Annotated in this window: 20 protein-coding genes and 1 pseudogene; 15 read left to right on the top strand and 6 right to left on the bottom strand. The window is 43.4% G+C overall.

Annotated elements, in window-relative coordinates:
- Window positions 1–63: 63 nt before the first annotated feature.
- Window positions 64–384 carry an iron donor protein CyaY gene (gene cyaY / locus Xhom_RS02590; RefSeq protein ID WP_069317278.1) on the bottom strand — a complete coding sequence of 107 codons (321 nt, stop codon included), beginning with the start codon at window positions 382–384 and terminating at the stop codon, window positions 64–66.
- A 78-nt stretch (window positions 385–462) separates the two neighbouring features.
- Between cyaY and lptM the strand changes: the two genes are divergently transcribed.
- The 7 genes from lptM (at window position 463) to corA (ending at window position 7,163) form a co-directional block, all read left to right on the top strand.
- Window positions 463–597 (top strand): LPS translocon maturation chaperone LptM, encoded by a 135-nt coding sequence (gene lptM / locus Xhom_RS02585; protein ID WP_071933883.1) that lies wholly within the window; start codon window positions 463–465, stop codon window positions 595–597.
- A 42-nt stretch (window positions 598–639) separates the two neighbouring features.
- Window positions 640–1,464, top strand: coding sequence for a diaminopimelate epimerase (gene dapF, locus Xhom_RS02580; protein ID WP_069317277.1), 825 nt, complete (start codon window positions 640–642; stop codon window positions 1,462–1,464).
- A 76-nt stretch (window positions 1,465–1,540) separates the two neighbouring features.
- The gene (locus tag Xhom_RS02575) at window positions 1,541–2,245 is read left to right on the top strand and encodes a DUF484 domain-containing protein (protein WP_069317276.1); all 705 of its coding nucleotides are present in this window, start codon (window positions 1,541–1,543) and stop codon (window positions 2,243–2,245) included.
- On the top strand, window positions 2,242–3,156 hold the full coding sequence (xerC, locus tag Xhom_RS02570; protein WP_069317275.1) for a tyrosine recombinase XerC: 915 nt from the start codon (window positions 2,242–2,244) through the stop codon (window positions 3,154–3,156). The genes Xhom_RS02575 and xerC overlap by 4 nt, the downstream gene beginning before the upstream one ends.
- Window positions 3,156–3,872 (top strand): 5-amino-6-(5-phospho-D-ribitylamino)uracil phosphatase YigB, encoded by a 717-nt coding sequence (gene yigB, locus Xhom_RS02565; protein WP_069317274.1) that lies wholly within the window; start codon window positions 3,156–3,158, stop codon window positions 3,870–3,872. The genes xerC and yigB overlap by 1 nt, the downstream gene beginning before the upstream one ends.
- Window positions 3,873–3,955: 83 nt before the next feature.
- The gene (gene uvrD, locus Xhom_RS02560; protein WP_069317273.1) at window positions 3,956–6,121 is read left to right on the top strand and encodes a DNA helicase II; all 2,166 of its coding nucleotides are present in this window, start codon (window positions 3,956–3,958) and stop codon (window positions 6,119–6,121) included.
- A gap of 88 nt (window positions 6,122–6,209) precedes the next feature.
- Window positions 6,210–7,163, top strand: coding sequence for a magnesium/cobalt transporter CorA (gene corA, locus Xhom_RS02555; protein WP_069317272.1), 954 nt, complete (start codon window positions 6,210–6,212; stop codon window positions 7,161–7,163).
- A gap of 73 nt (window positions 7,164–7,236) precedes the next feature.
- On the opposite strand, the gene rarD is transcribed toward corA, so the two are convergent.
- Complete coding sequence (gene rarD, locus Xhom_RS02550) at window positions 7,237–8,127, bottom strand: EamA family transporter RarD (protein ID WP_069317271.1); 891 nt, start codon at window positions 8,125–8,127, stop codon at window positions 7,237–7,239.
- Between the two features lie 1,174 nt (window positions 8,128–9,301).
- Window positions 9,302–9,787, bottom strand: coding sequence for a thioesterase family protein (locus Xhom_RS02540; protein WP_069317269.1), 486 nt, complete (start codon window positions 9,785–9,787; stop codon window positions 9,302–9,304).
- Between the two features lie 368 nt (window positions 9,788–10,155).
- Between Xhom_RS02540 and pldA the strand changes: the two genes are divergently transcribed.
- The 6 genes from pldA to Xhom_RS02510 all read left to right on the top strand — a co-directional run bounded on the left by pldA (window position 10,156) and on the right by Xhom_RS02510 (window position 17,868).
- Window positions 10,156–11,016, top strand: coding sequence for a phospholipase A (gene pldA, locus Xhom_RS02535; protein ID WP_084023177.1), 861 nt, complete (start codon window positions 10,156–10,158; stop codon window positions 11,014–11,016).
- A gap of 115 nt (window positions 11,017–11,131) precedes the next feature.
- Window positions 11,132–12,958 (top strand): ATP-dependent DNA helicase RecQ, encoded by a 1,827-nt coding sequence (gene recQ, locus Xhom_RS02530; RefSeq protein WP_069317268.1) that lies wholly within the window; start codon window positions 11,132–11,134, stop codon window positions 12,956–12,958.
- A gap of 92 nt (window positions 12,959–13,050) precedes the next feature.
- A complete protein-coding gene (gene pldB, locus Xhom_RS02525) occupies window positions 13,051–14,058 on the top strand; it encodes a lysophospholipase L2 (protein ID WP_069317267.1) in 1,008 nt (335 codons plus the stop codon).
- An 11-nt stretch (window positions 14,059–14,069) separates the two neighbouring features.
- The gene (gene yigL / locus Xhom_RS02520; protein ID WP_069317266.1) at window positions 14,070–14,870 is read left to right on the top strand and encodes a sugar/pyridoxal phosphate phosphatase YigL; all 801 of its coding nucleotides are present in this window, start codon (window positions 14,070–14,072) and stop codon (window positions 14,868–14,870) included.
- A gap of 543 nt (window positions 14,871–15,413) precedes the next feature.
- The gene (locus tag Xhom_RS02515) at window positions 15,414–16,811 is read left to right on the top strand and encodes an MFS transporter (protein ID WP_069317265.1); all 1,398 of its coding nucleotides are present in this window, start codon (window positions 15,414–15,416) and stop codon (window positions 16,809–16,811) included.
- A 55-nt stretch (window positions 16,812–16,866) separates the two neighbouring features.
- Complete coding sequence (locus tag Xhom_RS02510; protein ID WP_069317264.1) at window positions 16,867–17,868, top strand: LacI family DNA-binding transcriptional regulator; 1,002 nt, start codon at window positions 16,867–16,869, stop codon at window positions 17,866–17,868.
- Here Xhom_RS02510 and Xhom_RS02505 read toward each other — a convergent pair.
- A complete protein-coding gene (locus Xhom_RS02505) occupies window positions 17,836–18,348 on the bottom strand; it encodes an MFS transporter (RefSeq protein ID WP_069317263.1) in 513 nt (170 codons plus the stop codon). The two genes, Xhom_RS02510 and Xhom_RS02505, sit on opposite strands and share 33 nt — an antisense overlap.
- Window positions 18,345–18,926 (bottom strand): MFS transporter, encoded by a 582-nt coding sequence (locus tag Xhom_RS02500; RefSeq protein WP_232326375.1) that lies wholly within the window; start codon window positions 18,924–18,926, stop codon window positions 18,345–18,347. The genes Xhom_RS02505 and Xhom_RS02500 overlap by 4 nt, the downstream gene beginning before the upstream one ends.
- Between Xhom_RS02500 and Xhom_RS36290 the strand changes: the two genes are divergently transcribed.
- Together Xhom_RS36290 and Xhom_RS45615 are read left to right on the top strand one after the other, a co-directional pair.
- Window positions 18,868–19,005 (top strand): hypothetical protein, encoded by a 138-nt coding sequence (locus Xhom_RS36290; protein ID WP_232326391.1) that lies wholly within the window; start codon window positions 18,868–18,870, stop codon window positions 19,003–19,005. The two genes, Xhom_RS02500 and Xhom_RS36290, sit on opposite strands and share 59 nt — an antisense overlap.
- A gap of 505 nt (window positions 19,006–19,510) precedes the next feature.
- Window positions 19,511–19,883 (top strand): annotated as a pseudogene (locus tag Xhom_RS45615) (DUF805 domain-containing protein).
- 342 nt (window positions 19,884–20,225) lie between these two features.
- Here Xhom_RS45615 and Xhom_RS02490 read toward each other — a convergent pair.
- The coding region (locus tag Xhom_RS02490) for an IS1 family transposase (protein ID WP_244590775.1) at window positions 20,226–20,355 on the bottom strand (130 nt) is incomplete at its 5' end.

Raw genomic sequence — 20,355 nt, 5'->3', positions numbered from 1 at the left:
AAGTTGCAGCGGTGTTGGCTGCAACTTGAGAGATGATGGGAATAGTCCCCATAAAAATGGCACTTACGAAAACTGGAATGGCTCACCGCTCTGCTCAGTCATGGCTTGTTCCAGCACGGAGATAAAATCGTTGCCACTGCGGTCACAAATCCATTGGTTATTCCGATAATCAAAGTGGTAACCCCCATTTTTGGTGGCCAACCAAATCTGATGGAAAGGTTCTTGGCGATTAATAATGATTTTGCTGCCGTTTTCAAAACTTAGCGTCATTACGCCACCATTTGTTTCACAGTCAATATCTGCATCGCCATCATAAATATCCAGTTGCTCTTCGAGATGAAGCATCAATTGATCGGCCAATTGATGAAATTCGCTATCGTTCATGTTTATTTCCTATTTGCTTTTCAGGGCCTAACTGCGATTATAGAGAGTATTGGCGCATGAATCACAGGCATTAATATAATGAGAAAACAATTTTACTGGTCATTGGCTATCATAACATTACTTTCCCTGACAGGTTGTGGCTTGAAAGGCCCCCTTTATTTCCCTCCTGCTGAAACTTCTGCGACATTGGTTCCTGTGGATATTCAAAGATAGTGAGTCGGTAATGTGATTCTCTTGGAGTTGGAGTCGTATAATATGCAGTTCTCCAAAATGCATGGTCTTGGCAATGATTTTATGGTCGTTGATGCAGTGACCCAGAATGTTTATTTTTCTCCAGAATTAATCTGCCGTCTGGCTGATCGGAATACTGGTGTGGGCTTTGATCAACTTCTGATTGTTGAAGCGCCTTATGATCCCGACTTAGACTTCCACTATCGTATTTTTAATGCTGATGGTAGTGAAGTCTCCCAGTGTGGTAATGGAGCACGTTGCTTTGCCCGTTTTGTTCGTCTCAAGGGGCTGATTAATAAACGAGACATCAAGGTCAGTACACGAGCAGGCCGGATGGTATTGAGCATCACCAATGATGATCAAGTCTGTGTCAACATGGGTGAACCGGAATTTGAACCGCAGCGCGTTCCTTTTCGTGCTAACAAGGCTGAGAAAACCTATATTATCCGCGCCATCGAACGCACCGTGCTTTGTGGTGTTGTGTCGATGGGAAATCCTCATTGTGTTATTCAGGTTGAGGATGTGGACACTGCTGAAGTAGACGTATTAGGGCCAGAGCTGGAAAGCCACGAGCGTTTTCCTGAGCGAGCGAATGTTGGTTTTATGCAGGTTATGAACCGGGGCCATATTCGGTTGCGAGTCTTTGAGCGTGGTGCAGGCGAGACCCGGGCGTGTGGCAGTGGCGCATGTGCGGCCGTTGCTGTAGGTATTCAGCAAAATCTACTGGATAACCAGGTTCGTGTAGATCTTCCGGGCGGTAAGCTGCGAATTAGCTGGGATGGCCCGGGTAAACCACTCTTTATGACAGGGCCTGCAACCCACGTTTATGACGGTGTAATTCACTTGTGATGGGCCATTTACGATGGGTTATTTGCGATTGGCTCTGTGTGTATTAAGCCATTTTTGAAATATGGGGCATTGGAAAATGGGTGAAAAAGACGAACCATTGCACATCGAAGACAGGCTGGATGATCAAATAGTCGTGGATTATTTGCTGAATAATCCCGATTTTTTTATCCGTAATGCCGATATGGTCGATAAGATACGGGTTCCCCATCCGGTGCGTGAATGCGTTTCTTTGATGGAATGGCATATGAACCGCCAGAGGAAACGCATCCGTTATCTAGAAAATGACCTGAACCATTTGATGGAACAGGCTAAACAAAACGAAGTGTTGTTTAGTCGTCTGTTGCACTTGTTGTCAGATCTCTCTGGTGCTAAAAGTTTGCAGGATTTTCTTTCCTGCCTGAGCTTATGGTCAAAAACATTCGGGCTAAGTAACAGCTATATTCGGTTGTTTAGTGATAAATGGCATCTTGGTGCACCACTGAACTCACCGGATCTGGCGATTTCCCGCTATACCTTTGAACCTGTCCGCATTAAGCGATTTGGTGATCGAAATCATTACCTTGGCTCATTGCACGGCCCAGAAATTTTACTGTTGATGCCACAGGCACGCCATGTTGGTTCGGTGGCGATCTCCCTTTTAGGGGCACAAGGAGATTTGGGCATGATCATTTTCAACAGCCATGATAAACATCACTATCACGAAGGAATGGGAACGGACATTCTTGACCAATTGGCGAAAATGCTGCCAGGGTTGTTGTCCCGCTGGATTGAACGCGCATGACTCAGCCAATCGACTTATTATTGGCACCTGTGGAAACCTTTTTGCATTATCTGCGGGTTGAACGACGTTTAAGCCCTCTTACGATCACCAACTATCGACGCCATTTGGCTGTTTTGGCGGAGATGTCATTGAAGATAGGAATACAGCAGTGGCAGGTTCTGGAGCCAACTCACGTCAGAATGTTTGCTTCCCGTAGCCGTCGGGCTGGATTGCAGTCTGCCAGCCTGGCACTGCGTCTTTCTTCTTTGCGTAGCTTCCTTGATTGGATGGTTACACAGGGAAAATTGGAAGCCAATCCTGCTAAATCTGTCAGTGCGCCCCGCAAAAAACGCCTCTTGCCCAAAAATATGGATGTGGATGAGGTTAACCAGCTCCTCAACATCAATTTGAATGATCCTTTGTCCGTGCGCGACAGAACTATGCTGGAAGTGATGTATGGTGCGGGGTTGCGTCTGTCTGAGCTGGTTGGCCTTGATTGTCGCCATTTAAATCTGGAAAGTGGCGAAGTTTGGGTGCAGGGAAAAGGCAGTAAAGAGCGTAAAGTGCCATTTGGTCGAGTGGCGCAGGAATGGCTTCAACGTTGGTTGGAAATGCGGGAACTGTTTGAGCCGGAAGATAATGCGCTTTTCATTTCCACCAAAAGCGGGAAACGGATTTCTGCCCGTAACGTACAGAAACGCTTCGAACAATGGGGCATTAAGCAAGGTGTAAACAGTCACATTAATCCCCATAAATTGCGCCACTCTTTTGCCACGCATATCTTGGAATCCAGCGGTGATTTGCGTGCAGTACAGGAATTGCTGGGACATGCGAACCTGTCAACGACTCAGGTATATACGCATCTGGATTTCCAGCATTTGACTAAAGTCTATGATGTCGCCCACCCCAGAGCTAAACGAGGGAAATCATAATGCGTTTTTATCGGCCTCTCGCGCCATTTGCTGCGATGACATTCGATCTGGATGATACACTTTACGATAATCATCCCGTAATCGATAAAACCGAAAAAGAAGTGTTGTGTTTTATTCGGCAGTACGATGCCAGGTTCAGCAGCTTTGAATATGAAGATTTGCGTTTATATCGGCAGGCTGTTCTTGAGTTAGAGCCGGAGATTTACCATGACGTCACCCTATGGCGCCAGCAATCTGCAGAACTTATGTTCAGCCATCACGGTTTTAATGGTGAGGAAATAAGGCGTGGTGCCGATGAGATTATGTCTTGCTTTACGTACTGGCGTAATCAAATCACTGTTGCGGAATCAACCCATCAGACCTTGTCTGCACTCGCAGCAAAAATACCGCTGGTGGCTATCACTAATGGGAATGCTGAACCGGCTGCTTGTGGGTTGGCCCCTTATTTTGAATTTGTCCTGAAAGCGGGTGTAGATGGGCGTTCCAAGCCTTGCCCTGATATGTACCATCTGGCGGCTGAGCGGCTGAATCTGCCCATAAATCAGATCTTGCATGTGGGGGATAATTTGAAGACGGATGTAGAAGGGGCAATTTACAGTGGAATGCAGGCTTGCTGGATTAATATCGAAAATAAAGATCTGATGCGGGAACCTGAAGGGCGCTTGGTTCCACATGTTGAGATTTCTGATTTGGCTTCTTTGATAGCACTGATATAATTTCAAATTGAAATCTGTATAAAAAAACAGTGGCAATCAGTCATACTTAAAAATTGAGTCATTGTAAACAACTGATGGTAATTATGGACGTTTCTTATCTGCTCGAAAGCCTGAATGATAAACAACGCGAAGCGGTCGCGGCACCTCGTACTAATATGCTGGTGCTGGCTGGTGCTGGCAGTGGCAAAACGCGCGTACTGATCCACCGGATCGCTTGGTTACTGTCAATTGAGAATGCCTCACTGTTTTCCATTATGGCGGTAACGTTTACCAATAAAGCCGCCGCTGAGATGCGCCACCGAATTGAAAACCTGATTGGCACCAGTCAGGGGGGGATGTGGATCGGAACATTCCACAGCCTTGCTCACCGCTTGCTGCGCGCCCACCATCTTGATGCCAATCTGCCGCAGGATTTTCAGATCCTTGATAGTGAGGATCAGCATCGCCTGATCAAGCGTATCATCAAGGCGATGAATCTGGATGATAAACAGTGGCCGGCCCGTCAGGGCATGTGGTACATCAACGGTAAGAAAGATGAGGGTTTGCGTCCGCAGCATATCGAAAGCTATGGTAATCCGGTGGAAGCGACATGGCTGAAAATCTACCAAGCCTATCAAGAGGCGTGTGATCGCGCAGGGTTGGTGGATTTTGCTGAGCTGCTGTTACGCGCTCATGAGCTGTGGCTGAACAAACCGCAGATCCTGCAACATTATCGCGAACGTTTTACCAATATTCTGGTAGATGAATTTCAGGATACTAACAGCATTCAATATGCTTGGATCCGTCTGTTGGCTGGCGATACCGGCAAGGTGATCATTGTCGGGGATGACGACCAGTCCATTTACGGTTGGCGTGGTGCACAGGTAGAAAATATCCAGCGCTTTCTTAAGGATTTCCCGGGGGCGGAAACTATCCGTCTGGAACAGAATTACCGTTCTACCAGCAATATCCTTAAGGCTGCCAATGCCCTGATCGCTCACAACAGCGATCGCTTAGGCAAAAATTTGTGGACTGAAGGAAGCGAAGGTGAGCCTATTTCACTGTACTGTGCTTTCAATGAGTTGGATGAATCCCGTTATGTGGTCAGCCGTATCAAGCATTGGCTGGATAATGGCGGGGCACTGAAAGAGTGTGCGATCCTCTACCGTAGTAACGCCCAATCCCGTGTACTGGAAGAAGCCTTATTACAGGCGTCCATGCCTTACCGCATTTATGGCGGTCAACGCTTCTTTGAGCGTCAGGAAATTAAAGATGCCTTATCCTACTTGCGCTTGGTGGCAAACCGTCATGATGACTCCGCCTTTGAGCGAGTGGTAAATACACCGACACGCGGCATCGGTGACAGAACGCTTGATGTTGTACGTCAGGTGGCGCGTGATCAGCAAAAAACCTTATGGGAAAGCAGCCTGTTACTGATTCAGGAAAAAGTGCTGGCGGGGCGAGCGGCATCGGCATTGCAGCGTTTCATTGAATTGATTGAAGCGCTGGAAACCGAAACGCAGGAGATGCCGTTACATGTGCAGACCGATCGCATTATTCGTGATTCCGGCCTCTGGGCGATGTATCAGCAAGAAAAAGGCGAAAAAGCGCAGGCTCGCATCGAAAACCTTGAAGAGTTGGTCACTGCAACCCGCCAATTCAGCTATCAGGATGAAGACAAAGACCTGATGCCATTGCAAGCCTTCCTTTCTCATGCAGCACTTGAATCAGGGGAAAGTCAGGCAGATTCTTACCAAGACGCCGTACAATTGATGACACTGCATTCGGCTAAGGGGCTAGAATTCCGGCAAGTCTTTATTGTGGGCATGGAAGAAGGCATGTTTCCGAGCCAAATGTCCATTGAAGAAGGCGGAAGATTGGAAGAAGAACGTCGTTTGGCCTATGTTGGTGTAACAAGGGCGATGGAAAAACTGACACTGACCTATACTGAAAGTCGTCGCTTATATGGCAAAGAAGTACATCACCGTCCATCTCGTTTTATTGGCGAGCTACCGACGGAATGCGTGGCAGAAGTTCGTTTGCGGGCGACGGTATCCCGTCCGGTCAGTCATAAGCGACTGGGAACACCTATCAGTACCAGCGACAGTGGTTATTCACTTGGACAGCGTGTACGCCATCCCAAATTTGGTGAAGGGACGATTATCAATATAGAAGGCAGTGGGGAACATTGCCGTTTGCAAATCGCGTTTCAGGGTGAAGGCATTAAATGGCTGGTGGCCGCTTATGCCAGACTCGAAACTGGCCAATAATCCGGTCGAATGTTGACAGGCTTTTTCTTATGAGCGTAACATTCGCGCCTTACGATAAAAGTAGGGAGTATAAGGAGACTTATGGTACATGCTGAACGCATTTAAATTAGAGAATAATCGCCTGCTCCGTCTGGAAATTGATGAAGAAGGTGATCAGTTATCTGACTCCATGTGGGTAGATTTGGTGGGTTTGGGGGATGAAGATCGTCTCCGAGTCCAGAATGAGCTGGGACAAGCCTTGGCAACCCGCACCGAATTGGATGACATTGAGGCATCGGCACGTTTTTTTGAAGATGAAGACGGTATGCACGTCCATTCATTCTTCTACTTTGAAGATGCCGAAGATCATGCTGGCAACTCGACAGTCGCGTTTACTATTCGTGACGGTCGTCTCTACACATTGCGAGAGCGTGAACTCCCTGCATTTCGATTGTACCGAATGCGCGCCCGTAACCAGACGATGGTTGACGGGAATGCCTATGAACTGCTGTTGGATTTGTTCGAAACCAAGATTGAACAGTTGGCTGATGTCATTGAAAACATCTACAGTGTGCTGGAATCCCTGAGCCGAGTCATTATGGAAGGCAAGCAGGGGGATGAATTTGATTCAGCTCTGTCTAACCTTGCTGAGCAGGAAGATATTGGCTGGAAAGTTCGTCTGTGTCTAATGGATAGTCAGCGTGCCCTGAACTTCCTTGTGCGTCGTGCCCGTTTACCCGCAAATCAGTTAGAGCAGGCCCGTGAGATCCTGCGGGATATCGAATCCTTGTTACCGCACAATGAATCGCTGTTCCAGAAAGTTAACTTCCTGATGCAGGCCGCGATGGGGTTCATCAACATCGAACAGAGCCGCATTATCAAAATATTCTCCGTTGTTTCCGTGGTGTTTCTGCCACCAACACTGGTGGCTTCCAGTTATGGTATGAACTTCGAATTTATGCCGGAATTACATTGGACATTCGGTTATCCGGCGGCCATCGGCCTGATGATTGCCGCGGGGCTGGCGCCTTATCTCTACTTTAAGCGGAAGAATTGGCTGTAATTGAAAGCGAGAAGTGACAATTTAAGAATCTGAAATAGAAATTCCGCCCATTGAAGGGCGGAAGAATATTTAGTTATCTATGTAAGCGACGCTGGGTATAAAGCGCATCTAATATAAAGACAACCAATGCTGCCCAGATAAAGCCAAAGGTGATCAGACGATCCGGGCCCATTTCTTCACCATAAACCAGTGTTGCCAGTAAGAACATCAGCGTTGGGCCAAGATACTGGAAAAAGCCCAGCGTAGATAAACGCAAATGTGCGGCTGCGGCGGTAAATAACAGCAGTGGCACAGTGGTAATGATACCCGCAGCGATGAGCAGCAGATTCAGGGATAATGTATTATTCAACATATTGCTGGTCACGGTATGCGTGAAAAACAGCAAATAAATCAGCGCAACAGGGAACACCCAGACGGTTTCGATCATCATGCCGGTCTGTGCATCCACTCCCAGCTTCTTGCGGAGCAGCCCATAAAGTGCAAATGTCGTTGCCAAGTATAGGGCGATTATCGGCACAGAGCCAAATTGCCATATCTGAATCAATACACCAATTAATGCCAACCCTACAGCTACCCATTGCATGCGGCGGAATCGTTCGCCAAGGAACAACATGCCAAGTAACACACTTACCAAGGGGTTGATAAAATACCCAAGACTCGCTTCCAGCAGATGATTATTATTCACCGCCCAGATATAGGTGAGCCAGTTACTGGCGATCGTGAAGGCAGTAATGCCCAATAACAGCAGTTTTTTAGGTTGGCGGACAACTGCCCAAACCTGACGCCAGTGACGAGTCATCGTCAGCATCAGTACCATAAAGAAAACTGACCAGATAACGCGGTGTGATACGATCTCATCGGGGGGAACGTGCTGTATGGTCTTGAAGTAGATGGGAGCCAATCCCCAGATAAGATAAGCCCCCAAGGCATACAAGATACCTTTGGCCGTCTGTTGGTTACTCATAATATCCTTGAATGTTTTGATAATTTAGAAGAGATGTGAAAGCGTTAGCTCATATACAATGTGGCATCGGGTTGAATGATTTACAAGAATTTAATGACGTAATGAATAAATAAAATATTATTTCTTATTCAAATAGTGTTTTATGCTGATTTATTGTTTTTATATGAATTAATAATCTAATATTATATGTTTGAATTCACTTTTCCTACTGAAAAAATGACATTCATCGGTAGAGTAAAAAACAATCTTTGGAGGGTGAAGAATACATAAAAATTTGACTGAGTTCAGCCAACAACGCCATGATCTTAAATATGAATGGAATATGATCGGGTTTCTGCGTGCAGCCTATATCAAATTTATATCCTACCTATTATTGCTATCGTAAACCTATTAACGCCTTAAATGATAATTTCAGCTTATCAGAGCAATCTAGCCCCCGTACTTTTACAGCCATATTATTAATTCTCTGCTCATTACATAATTGGGCTATATCTTTAGGTGTCCAATATATATTTTTTGCATAACCTTTTATTTTAATTGGATTAATACACGCTCTACCCCACCTGCTTTTAATATTCCTGGCAACTATTGTTGAGCAGTTTTTATAAATAAAGTTGTAGGAATGAACCATACGTGAGTTGGCATACATTTTCCCATTATACACATTATACATTTCATTCTTTTTATCCTGCATTGCCGGAAAATCATCCGGCCAGGGAAATTGAGGTACTCCACCTATATGAATAGAAGCATACCCAACTAGCTGTCTTTTACAGGGATACCATATATATACAACGGCGCTGCTAGGATTTCTGATTCGGCTGTATTTTTAGATTGCATATCTTGTTTCCTTGTTAATTTATTGGCGAGTTATTTTAAAATAACGTTTGGAAAACAATTATTATAGTTTTATTTTCTGGGGTTTTATTGTCTGAGCTGATGACTGTTAAAGTATGTGTTGTATAGAGGCTATTGCAGATTTATCTATCGTGATTACAGGTCTGATATAATCAGACTGGTTGTCTATTTATTATTCTTAATAAGGATTTTCTTTAATGGCTTAAAGAAGTAAATATAAGATGAAAAAGGATATATTAGGAGAAATAGCGGGTGTATTTACACAAGGCTAATTTTTATCTGCCTACGTTGTCACTACCCGCTACCCGTAAAACACTTACCCAACCAAATAAGTCCCCATCGCGCTGGCGATATGAACTTGATTTTCATTATGCAATTCAATTCTGGCGACTGACACCTTGTTGCCTGCTCGTATAACGTTACTGCTGGCGGTAAATACTTCCCCGCGTCCTGGACGCAAGTAATCAATACGTAGGTCTATTGTACCTATCGTCGGCAATCGTTTTTTCATCTCTTCTACTGTGATTGTTTCCATTGCAGCCAGAATGCTACCCGTACAGACTAAACCACCAGCAACATCAAGTATCGAAGCGATAGCACCGCCGTGCAGGATTTTTTGGGCCATATTACCGACTAGCTTTTCTTGATGGTGAAATTGTAGTTCTGCATAATCTTGTTCGAATCGGATCAGCTCGAGCCCCAGAAGTTGGTTGAATGGCATATGATAAACGAAGACCTCCCCGATAAACCTACGGGCTTCTTCTAGTGTTAATATTCTGTCGGCTCGCTGCGTATTTTCCATGATTGGTTTCCTGGTTATGAAAAAGTAAGGCGCTGATATTTAATAAAATTATCTATACCCAATAGATATCGAGTTGCATTGCGGCGTCAAGTGAATGAATCCTCAGGCATAGCTCACTATTTGGCTAAGATAAGTGAGCACAGCCAACAGAAAGGCAACTTGAAATATGAAGGATATAGTTAATAACTTGTTAATCTTATGCTTTTATTATCGATCTTACCAGTCTGTGAAACATTTCGAAAAAAAAAGCGTTCTGAAAAAAACTGACTACAAAAAATAACCATTCAGTGTGTAGAATAAGCGGCAATTTTTATCTTCTTTTATCTTCGAACGACGATATTTGAATGACAACGATAAGGATACCAGCAATGCGTTTTCTATCGAAAATTCTGGTTATTTCCTGCTTATTATCGCCATGGGCCCATGGCGATAATAAGCAGGTTGATATAGTGAGAGGAAGTGTGCTCTCGGCGATGTTAGATGAGCAGGACTCGCCGTTTATGCTCTATCCTTATGATACGAATTACATTATTTATACTTATGGTGCCAAGATCAATAAACAGGCGATCCACAGTTATGATTGGGTAGATCATGTGCGCAAAGATGAAGCCAGTTTTCAAATAAGTTTTGGTTTTCCTCTGTGGCGGGGGATTGTGGGAGAGGACTCTTTACTTGGTGCTTCCTATACACAGCGTTCATGGTGGCAACTCAGTAATAAGAAAGAGTCATCCCCGTTTCGTGAAACGAACTATGAACCGCAACTTTTTTTGGCATGGCTGACAGACTATGAGTTTGCTGGCTGGCATCTGCGAGAGATTGAGACAGGGATCAGCCATCAATCCAATGGACGGTCGGAATCGACCTCCCGTAGCTGGAACCGACTCTATGCACGCTTGATGGTGCAAAACAGCAATTGGCAGGTGGATTTAAAGTCGTGGTATCGTCTGCCTGAAGGCGCTCGTCATGATGATAACGCGGACATAAATAGTTACATGGGATATTACCGTGTGAAGTTCGGTTATATCTGGGGAGACAGTGTGTTTACTGCTCAGGGGCGTTATAACTGGAATAGAGGTTACGGCAGTGGAGAGTTGGGTTGGAGTTATCCGATATCGAAGCATGTTCGTTTGTATACCCAGTTATTCTGCGGTTATGGCGAATCGATGATAGATTACAACATCAAGCAAACGCGTTTTGGTATCGGTGTCATGCTGAATGATATGCTGTAATTACTCCGGTAATGAGATTGGCATAATGAACAGGTGCTGGGATCGCACCTGTATTTTTTACAACCTGTTTTTTAAGGTTTTTTCAAGGATTGATTTTTAACGATCGAGGAAAGGCGTGTCTACCGCAGAACTCATCAGCACGGCATCGCTGGCTGAACAAGCATTACGAAAAACATTCGGCTACCAGCAATTTCGTCCGGGACAGCAGCAGGTGATTGATGCTGTTCTTGATGGACGCGACTGTCTGGTCATCATGCCAACGGGAGGCGGTAAATCGCTGTGTTACCAGATCCCCGCGTTGGTTCAAAATGGGCTGACGTTGGTAGTATCCCCGTTGATTTCTCTGATGAAAGATCAGGTTGATCAATTGAGAGCGAATGGAGTAGAAGCAGAATGCTTAAACTCAACCCAAAGTCGTGAACAGCAATTTGACATCATCCATCGTTGTCGTCAGGGCAACATTAAGCTGCTTTATATCGCGCCTGAAAGATTGGTGACAGATAACTTTCTGGATCATCTTCACGATTGGCAGCCAGCTTTATTAGCGGTTGATGAGGCTCACTGTATTTCTCAGTGGGGGCATGACTTCCGCCCGGAATATCGGGCATTAGGGCAGCTTCGTCGCCGTTTTCCCAATCTTCCTGTCATTGCGCTGACAGCAACGGCGGATAAAACCACCCGTCAGGATATCGTGCGGTTGTTGGAGTTGCACGAGCCGATTATTCATATCAGCAGCTTTGATCGTCCCAATATTCGCTATACGCTGGTAGAAAAATATAAGCCGCTTGATCAGCTCTGGTCATTTGTACGTGGTCAGCAGGGAAAAAGTGGGATTATTTACTGCAACAGTCGTAACAAAGTAGAAGAAACCGCAGAACGTCTGCAAAAACGTGGGCTAAGTGTTGCACCTTATCATGCCGGATTAGAGAACAACCAACGTGCGTGGGTACAGGATGCTTTCCAGCGAGACGATTTGCAGATGGTTGTGGCAACAGTGGCATTTGGGATGGGGATTAACAAACCCAACGTGCGTTTTGTAGTGCACTTTGATATTCCGCGCAATATCGAATCTTATTATCAGGAAACGGGGCGGGCGGGTCGAGATGGTTTACCGGCTGAAGCGGTGCTGTTTTACGATCCTGCTGATATGGCATGGCTGCGTCGTTGTCTGGAAGAAAAACCCGCAAGTGAACAACAAGACATCGAACGACACAAACTCAACGCAATGGGAGCATTTGCAGAGGCACAAACCTGCCGGCGTTTGGTATTGTTGAATTATTTCGGTGAAAGTCGCCAGACCACCTGTGGCAACTGTGATATTTGCCTTGATCCACCCAAACGTTATGACGCTTTGGTAGAGGCACAGAAAGCGTTATCCTGCATCTATCGTGTTGGACAACGTTTTGGGATTGGCTATATTGTAGAAGTACTGCGTGGCGCAAATAATCAACGTATTAGAGATTTCGGTCATGACAAATTGCCAGTTTATGGCATAGGTAAAGAGCAGAGTCAGGAACATTGGATGAGCGTCATGCGTCAGCTCATCCACTTGGGGCTGATTACTCAAAACATTGCCAATTATTCTGCGTTACAACTGACAGAGGCGTCACGGCCTGTATTGCGGGGTGAAGCACCCTTACAGCTTGCGGTGCCACGTATCCAAAACCTGAAAAGCCGTAATCAGCAAAACAAATCATACAGTGGAAACTATGATCGTAAATTATTTGCCAAATTACGCAAATTACGCAAATCCATTGCTGATGAAAACAACATTCCACCGTTTGTTGTTTTCAATGACGTTACGTTAATTGAGATGGCTGAACATTGCCCAATAACACCGGATGAACTTTTGCTGATTAATGGTGTTGGGCAGCGAAAACTGGAGCGTTTTGGGGAAGCTTTCATGGCGTTGATCCGTGATCATTTTGAAGGTTTTGAATAAACAAGGATAATTATACCCAATGGGTTTCAAGATGCTGCGTGTAGCCAACAAAGCGGCAACTTGAAAGACGCTGGGTAAACAGAGGATGATGAATGGCACCTGAGATATTGAAAACGAGCTGGTTAAACCGCGAAACTCAGTTCTCTGCCTTTGCGAATGGAATATTATTGGATTTTTGGCGAACGAGGGAAGAGCGGCAATTTATGGGTGTTGATGATGTCCCCATCCATTACGCTTCCTTCTGTTCTTCCTGCCATGACAAAACACTTGTGATCTTACCCGGCCGCAGTGAAAGCTACGTGAAATATACAGAAGTGGCCTATGATTTTTATCATCTGGGCTACGATATTTTCATCATTGATCACCGAGGGCAGGGGCGTTCAGGACGAATGTTGAGTGATCGACAAAAAGGTCATGTTGAAGCGTTCGATCATTATGTGGATGACTTGGCAAAATTTGTCGAATTGGAACTGGCTCCTCGTCAGTCTCATCGTTGTTACGCACTGGCCCATTCAATGGGGGGGGCGATTTTTAGCCGTTTTCTACAGCGTCACCCAGAGCCGATTTTTCGTGCAGTGGCGCTATGTGCACCGATGTTTGGCATCAACTTACCCATGCCCCGTTGGTTGGCTAATTTTCTGGTTAATCAGGCGGAACATCATGTCAAAAGGCGCAATGCTTACGCATTGTCGACCGGTCAATGGCAGCCATCACCTTACTTTATTAATACATTAACGCACAGCTATGCACGCTATCAGCGTTATTTGCGTTATTATGCTGATTACCCTGAATTGCGCCTTGGTGGCCCAACCTACCATTGGATGCGTGAAAGTATGCTAATGGGCGATAATCTGATTGAAAATGCCAGTAAAATTCAGACTCCACTCATAGTCTTGCAAGCGAGTGAAGATAAAGTGATTAGTAATCGGGAGATATTGGCTTTTTGCGAATCACGTCAAAGAGCCGGAACAGGAAAAGAAGAACAAAAGCCTCTGGTTATCCAAGGGGCACATCACGAAATCCTGTTTGAAAATGATGCATTGCGGGCACAGGCTCTCAATGCAATTTGTGATTTTTTTGACCAGAACAATTTAGTTTAGGAACTATAACCATGTATCATGTTGTTGCTTCAGACTTAGATGGCACTCTGTTGTCTCCCGATCATAAATTAACATCGTATACCAAGGAAACCCTGAGCTTGCTGACAGAGCGGGGAGTTCATTTTATCTTTGCGACAGGACGCCATCACATTGATGTTGGACAAATCCGTGATGGATTGGGCATTGATGCCTACATGATCACGTCTAATGGAGCAAGAGTTCACAATATTCAGGATGAATTGGTATTCAGCCACAATGTAGATCCTCAGATTGCTCGCGATTTGTGCCTATTGGAATTTGATAATCCCAAGGTTTTAACTAATTACTTTAACAATGATGATTGGTTCGTGAATCGTGAAGCGCCTGAACAGAAAGACTTTTTTCAGGAGTCCGTTTTCCATTACCAGCTTTTCCAACGCGATAGCTTCCCTACAGATGGTGTGTGCAAGGTTTATTACACCAGTGAAGATCATGATTATTTGGTGAATTTGGAAGAGAGGATCAATGCCCGCTGGGGAGAGAAAGTCAATGTCAGCTTTTCACTGAGAAATTGTCTGGAAGTGATGGCTGGTGGTGTTTCTAAAGGTCATGCGTTAGAGCAGGTTTGCCAATCCATCGGATACCAATTGATCAATTGTATCGCTTTTGGCGACGGTATGAATGACCGGGAAATGTTGAGTGTGGCAGGCAAGGGCTGCATTATGCAGGGAGCGCATCAGCGTCTGAAAGACATTTTGCCGGAAATAGAGGTTATTGGTTCCAATGTTGATGATGCAGTTTCGTGTTATTTACGGAATATGTATCAAGTTTGATGCAAATAATTTGAATATTTGATTTAAAACAGCATCTGTTCAGATGCTGTTTTTTTGTATCTAATATTAATAACAATAGTTAATAGTATTATTTATTTTGATTTTTTATAGGGAAGTTATTTTTTATTTTATTTTTGAATAAAAAACAAGAGTAATTATTTTAATAAGTTAATGTTTACCGATGTTGTATAAATTTTTCTTGTGTATTTTTTGGGGTGATTGGTTGTAATTATTTGTTTTTAATGTGTTTTAAATTTATTGGATTTTATTTTGATGAGATTGATAATCTGTGTGGTAAATAGATTGAGTGATCTATTTTTTGATACGCTATAATTTTTAGTATGTTATTTCAAAAATTATTAATTACAGAAACTAATTTTCCCTTAATATTTGTGATTTACGTTCAATTATTTAGTTATTCTATTTGAATATTCTACGCGAGTAGATAAGTTTATATGTAAAAATAATTTATGAATAATAATTCTCAATACATCACGTTAGAATTAAAATTTTTCTGTTCCAACATTCAGGGAATATCTTGCTATGCCGTATGAAAGTACGGCGTTAGCTGTCACTCAAATACAACATGCTTCTGAAGAGTTTCTAGCAACAAAAGAAGGGCGAAAAGGGTTTCTTCGTGCCATCTTTTCCTGTTGGTTAGGGACAACAATGGAGTATGCGGATTTTGCTTTGTATGGTTTAGCGGCGGGGATTATTTTTGGGGATGTTTTCTTTCCCGATATGACGCCTGCTGTCGCTCTCTTTGCCAGCTTTGCAACCTATTCAGTGGGATTTATTGCACGGCCAATTGGCGCTCTCGTGTTTGGATGGTTAGGTGATCGTAGAGGGCGCAAGAGCGTCATGGTAATGACGGTCATTCTGATGGGGTTCTCAACCACGCTAATTGGGCTTATTCCAAGTTATGCACATATAGGCGTTTGGGCTCCAGCCTGTTTGGTGACATTGCGATTTATGCAAGGTTTGGGAGCGGGAGCGGCACTTTCTGGTGGCGCGGTCATACTGGGCGAATTTGCACCGCCAGCAAAACGCGGATTAGTTTCGTCTGTCATTGCTCTCGGTTCCAATAGTGGAACGTTACTGGCATCACTGGTTTGGCTGCTGGTGTTGACTATGGACAAAGAGAGTTTATTGGATTGGGGATGGCGAATTCCATTTCTATCCAGTGTCTTGATTGCAATAGTCGCGTTCTATATTCGTCTGTACATGAGTGAAACGCCTGTTTTTGAGCGCCATAAAGCGCTATTGGCGGAACAACGTTTGCAATCATTAGCCGTAAATGAAAATGTGCAATCCACGTATGAAACCCGACGCTTTTGGCAACGAACCAGAGCTTTTTGGATCATGGTGGGCTTAAGAATTGGTGAAAATGGCCCATCGTATCTGGCGCAAGGGTTCATTATTGGTTATGTCGCCAAGGTGCTGATGTTGGATAAATTTATACCCACCATTGCCGTATTCATTGCCTCTGTGTTGGGTTTTTTGATCATTCCATTGGCGGGCCATCTATCTGATCGATTTGGGCGTCGTATCACCTATCGTTGGTTTTGCCTGTTACTGATACTTTATGCTTTCCCCGCTTTTATCTTACTGGAAAGTCGTGAATCCATGATTGTGATACCAACAATTGTTGTGGGAATGGGGCTGGCTTCTTTGGGAATATTTGGTGTTCAGGCAGCATGGGGAGTTGAACTCTTTGGGGTGACGAATCGTTATACCAAAATGGCTTTTGCAAAAGAGCTGGGGGCAATGCTATCGGGGGGAACAGCCCCATTAGTCGCATCGGCATTACTGTCTTTTTCTGGGCATTGGTGGCCTATCGCTTGTTATTTTACCGTGATGGCAAGTATTGGGTTTATCACGACATTCTTTGCGCCAGAAACACGTGGTCGGGATCTTAATTTGCTTGAAGACGCGATTTAGAATCCATCTTAGGCTATTGTCTGAATTTTTATCTTAACCTGCGGACTACATAGATATGAACTCATGTCTGAAAAGGGTGACTCGCAGTGATGTTGCGAAAGAAGCCGGAACCTCGGTGGCTGTAGTTAGTTACGTGATCAACGATGGTCCTAGGCCTGTCGCAGAAGCCACTCGCCGACGCGTATTGGCTGCGATCCAAAAAACGGGATATCGGCCCAATAGTATTGCGAAAGCATTGGTTTCAGGTACAACACATGCTTACGGGCTTATCTTGCCAAATATTGCTAATCCCTTTCTTTCTTCTGTTGCCCATGCTTTACAGCAAGAGGCCTTCAAGCACGGGCAAGTATTGTTGCCCGGGGATTCAGGAGATAATCGGACACGTGAAAAAGAGCTGATCAACAATCTCTTAAATCGTCAAATTGATGGTTTGTTATATACCAGTGTCGATCGCCATCCTTACATCGATCTGATCCAAGCCAGTGGTACACCTTGTGTCATGCTGGATTGGGTAAGTGCAGGGTCGAATGTCAGCGCAATTCGTGTCAATGAACGGCTGGCGGCGTTCAAGGTAACTCAACATCTGACTCAGCATGGTTATCGTGATATCGCCATTGTTTGCGGACCTCTTCGTATGTTAAACACGCAGGATCGATTGTCTGGTTGGTGTGATGCTTTGATGCAGGCAAATTTGTCTGTACGTGATGAGTGGATTTTTTCTACCGAATATACCCGTCAGGGCGGCTATGAAGCGACTTTGCGTATGTTAAAAGGAAAGCGACCGCGAGCAGTGTTTGCAACCAATGAATTACAGGCATTTGGATGCCTGCGGGCATTGGCTGAGCATGGGATAGCGATACCTGATGATATGGCATTGGTTTGTTTCAATGCTACTCAACAATCACTATTTAATGTACCTTCATTAACGGCCGTATGTCAGCCAATCGATAAGATGGCACAAACTGCCATCGAAATCTTGAGAACATGGAATGGAAAAGCTCAGGAACGTGAGTTTGAATTTGAACTACAGATTGGTGAGTCTTGTGGTTGTAAATAAGTATCTCCGCAAGAGTAGTACCATTGGCGCAATGATGCTGATAGCGAAAACATAATTCCATACCAGCCGATAGTCATTAGCAAATATCAACGGCACAAGCCCGGTTGCAATAATCCTTCCGCATAGTGTGAAAAATTGCCCGTATGAAAATGTGCGTCCGATCATGGCGGAATCCACTTCGTGCAGAATAAGGTTTTGACTTGATATCCGTGAGGCGGAATTGCAAAACCCGAGGATAAATCCTCCTGCCAGAATAATCTCAAGGGTTGGATTCAGGGCAATAACGGCGAGTGTTATTGCGAAAGTAGACGTGAAAAGAAGTATCAGATTGCGTTGAGGATAACGATTAGATAGACGCTCCATGATAAACCCAACTAATATTGCTCCACAGCCATATATGATGCCATAAGTTGCATAAGAGCTGATGGGTTCGAGGAGAACACTGTTCATAAAAGGGGCTTGGATAACATTGATTGTCAAAAGGGGATTGCTCCCATTGCCATATAGCAAAACAGGTCAGTTTTTAAAAATGAAAGTGGGAGTTTTGGTCGGGAATGTTGAGGATTATTTCTGTCGGTAATTATTTTAGAAGCATAAGGAATGAGCATTAACATAATCAGAGAAATAAATGCCATTCCTGCCAGTAGTATAAAAATATCGGTACTGGTTAATGAGCTAGCAAATAAAATAATCAATGAAGCTGCCAGTAGTGTTGAAGATTGAGACTCTATTTCAAGGATTGCATTAATGCGATAAAGCTCATTTTCCATAAAGACATCTTTGATAAATCCCTGTCGGGTAATGTAGAAAATCGCAAAATAAATTTGGATAAATACATAGGCGCATATTAGGGCATATAGGCGATTCGAAACACCGTCGTCAGAGAGGAAAAGAAACAGAAAAAGCACCAATATGATGACAGTAATAAATATTAGAATTGATTTTCGATTGAGAGAATCGATAAATTTGCCAATAACAGGTGTCAAAAAAAGGAGCAAGATGGCAGAGAACATGGCGGTTGTTGCAAGGAATGCGGGTTCACCCGCGGTATTACTGATGTACCACGGGATAAGATACATTCCGATGGAGACAGCGACTGAGGAAAAAAATTCGATATCAAAAAAATGCTATCAGTAACCAAGGCCGACCGGATAAAATTTTCATGCTATCTCGAATGATCAGGGTATTAAAAACAGGGATGATTGATGCTTGGATAATAGTCTTATGTTAATTTTATGTAAATAAATTGATTTCTGGCGTAGCATTTTTCGATTTTTCTCTCTTAGCTAATGGAATGAGATGATTTTGAATTGATATTAATTTATTTATATAAATAACATGATTAATTATATTTTTATTGAAGATATACTCTAACGAGTATTAATCATAATTTAATAGGGCTTATTTTTCCAATTGTTTTAGATCTAACTTTGATATGTCTTAGCGATATTTATATCATTTGTTTTTATAATTTCACATTTGGCAGGGTTTTTTAATTCACTATCTAATAATGTAATGAATAAGATAATACTATTCTGATAACAATGAATTATAGACTTTAAAATATAATTAAGTATAAAATCACTCCATCCTTTATAGTTTGTCTTGTTTTTGTTAAGTTAAATTTCAAAGAAATAAAATTATGAATTGGTATTTAAGTGTTTTAAAAAATTATGCTGATTTTTCAGGGCGTGCACGTCGTCAAGAATATTGGATGTTCTATTTATTTAACATGATTATATCTTGATCCTCATTGTATTGGGTTCTGCAATTGATGAGAATTCTGGTTTGGCGTTGGCTGGCGTTGGCTGGCGTTGGCTGGCGTTTATGGGGTTTTTATTTTGATTCCACAGATTGCAGTAACAGTACGCCGACTTCATGATACTAACCATTCTGGCTGGTGGTTATTATTGAACCTTATTCCATTTGGAGGATTAGTCGTGTTTATATTTATCCTTCTTGAAGGCTCTGAAGGTAGTAATGATTACGGTGCTGATCCGAAAGGAATGCGTTAATACTTTAAAGTAACTTTGATTTTATTTAGTTTGCCAACATTTTTAAAACGCTGCCTATTAATTTTCTGACAGCGTTTTTTTTAATAAAATTCCAAGCAACAAATAATCCTACTTGGGTTCTCTCTCTTACCGCCACACTGCAACTCTAAATCCATTGGATATAACGTGTCATGATCCAAAATTCTAATCTTGTCCCTTATTCTAACCGTCAGTAAATTATATCTTCATCATGTTTACTAATTGTCTGAGATAAGGAGTTCTTTATGCATGAATTGCGTCTTGAGTATTACGATTTATCCCCTGATCTATTGCAGGTCATGTATTAAATAGTTAGATTGAATATCAAAAATAGTACTCACGCTCAATAAAAGTCCCTATCACCTTATCGTGCATTTCTTCGGATTTTGAATAACTGATAGTTTTTCTATTCAGTCTTTTTACTCGAGTACGCTGAGTTAAATTCGTTCTCTCT

Origin of the sequence: Xenorhabdus hominickii, from assembly GCF_002632725.1 — a bacterium.
In the GTDB taxonomy this organism is placed as follows: Bacteria; Pseudomonadota; Gammaproteobacteria; order Enterobacterales; family Enterobacteriaceae; genus Xenorhabdus; species Xenorhabdus hominickii.
The sequence above is the reverse complement of the archived record's forward strand: the minus strand, read 5'-3'. Positions and strand labels throughout refer to the sequence as shown.

Coding starts and splice junctions, on each gene's coding strand:
- cyaY (WP_069317278.1), bottom strand. CDS start 384: ATGAACGATAGCGAATTTCATCAATTGGCCGATCAATTGATGCTTCAT.
- lptM (WP_071933883.1), top strand. CDS start 463: ATGAGAAAACAATTTTACTGGTCATTGGCTATCATAACATTACTTTCC.
- dapF (WP_069317277.1), top strand. CDS start 640: ATGCAGTTCTCCAAAATGCATGGTCTTGGCAATGATTTTATGGTCGTT.
- Xhom_RS02575 (WP_069317276.1), top strand. CDS start 1,541: ATGGGTGAAAAAGACGAACCATTGCACATCGAAGACAGGCTGGATGAT.
- xerC (WP_069317275.1), top strand. CDS start 2,242: ATGACTCAGCCAATCGACTTATTATTGGCACCTGTGGAAACCTTTTTG.
- yigB (WP_069317274.1), top strand. CDS start 3,156: ATGCGTTTTTATCGGCCTCTCGCGCCATTTGCTGCGATGACATTCGAT.
- uvrD (WP_069317273.1), top strand. CDS start 3,956: ATGGACGTTTCTTATCTGCTCGAAAGCCTGAATGATAAACAACGCGAA.
- corA (WP_069317272.1), top strand. CDS start 6,210: ATGCTGAACGCATTTAAATTAGAGAATAATCGCCTGCTCCGTCTGGAA.
- rarD (WP_069317271.1), bottom strand. CDS start 8,127: ATGAGTAACCAACAGACGGCCAAAGGTATCTTGTATGCCTTGGGGGCT.
- Xhom_RS02540 (WP_069317269.1), bottom strand. CDS start 9,787: ATGGAAAATACGCAGCGAGCCGACAGAATATTAACACTAGAAGAAGCC.
- pldA (WP_084023177.1), top strand. CDS start 10,156: ATGCGTTTTCTATCGAAAATTCTGGTTATTTCCTGCTTATTATCGCCA.
- pldB (WP_069317267.1), top strand. CDS start 13,051: ATGGCACCTGAGATATTGAAAACGAGCTGGTTAAACCGCGAAACTCAG.
- yigL (WP_069317266.1), top strand. CDS start 14,070: ATGTATCATGTTGTTGCTTCAGACTTAGATGGCACTCTGTTGTCTCCC.
- Xhom_RS02515 (WP_069317265.1), top strand. CDS start 15,414: ATGCCGTATGAAAGTACGGCGTTAGCTGTCACTCAAATACAACATGCT.
- Xhom_RS02510 (WP_069317264.1), top strand. CDS start 16,867: ATGAACTCATGTCTGAAAAGGGTGACTCGCAGTGATGTTGCGAAAGAA.
- Xhom_RS36290 (WP_232326391.1), top strand. CDS start 18,868: ATGGCAGAGAACATGGCGGTTGTTGCAAGGAATGCGGGTTCACCCGCG.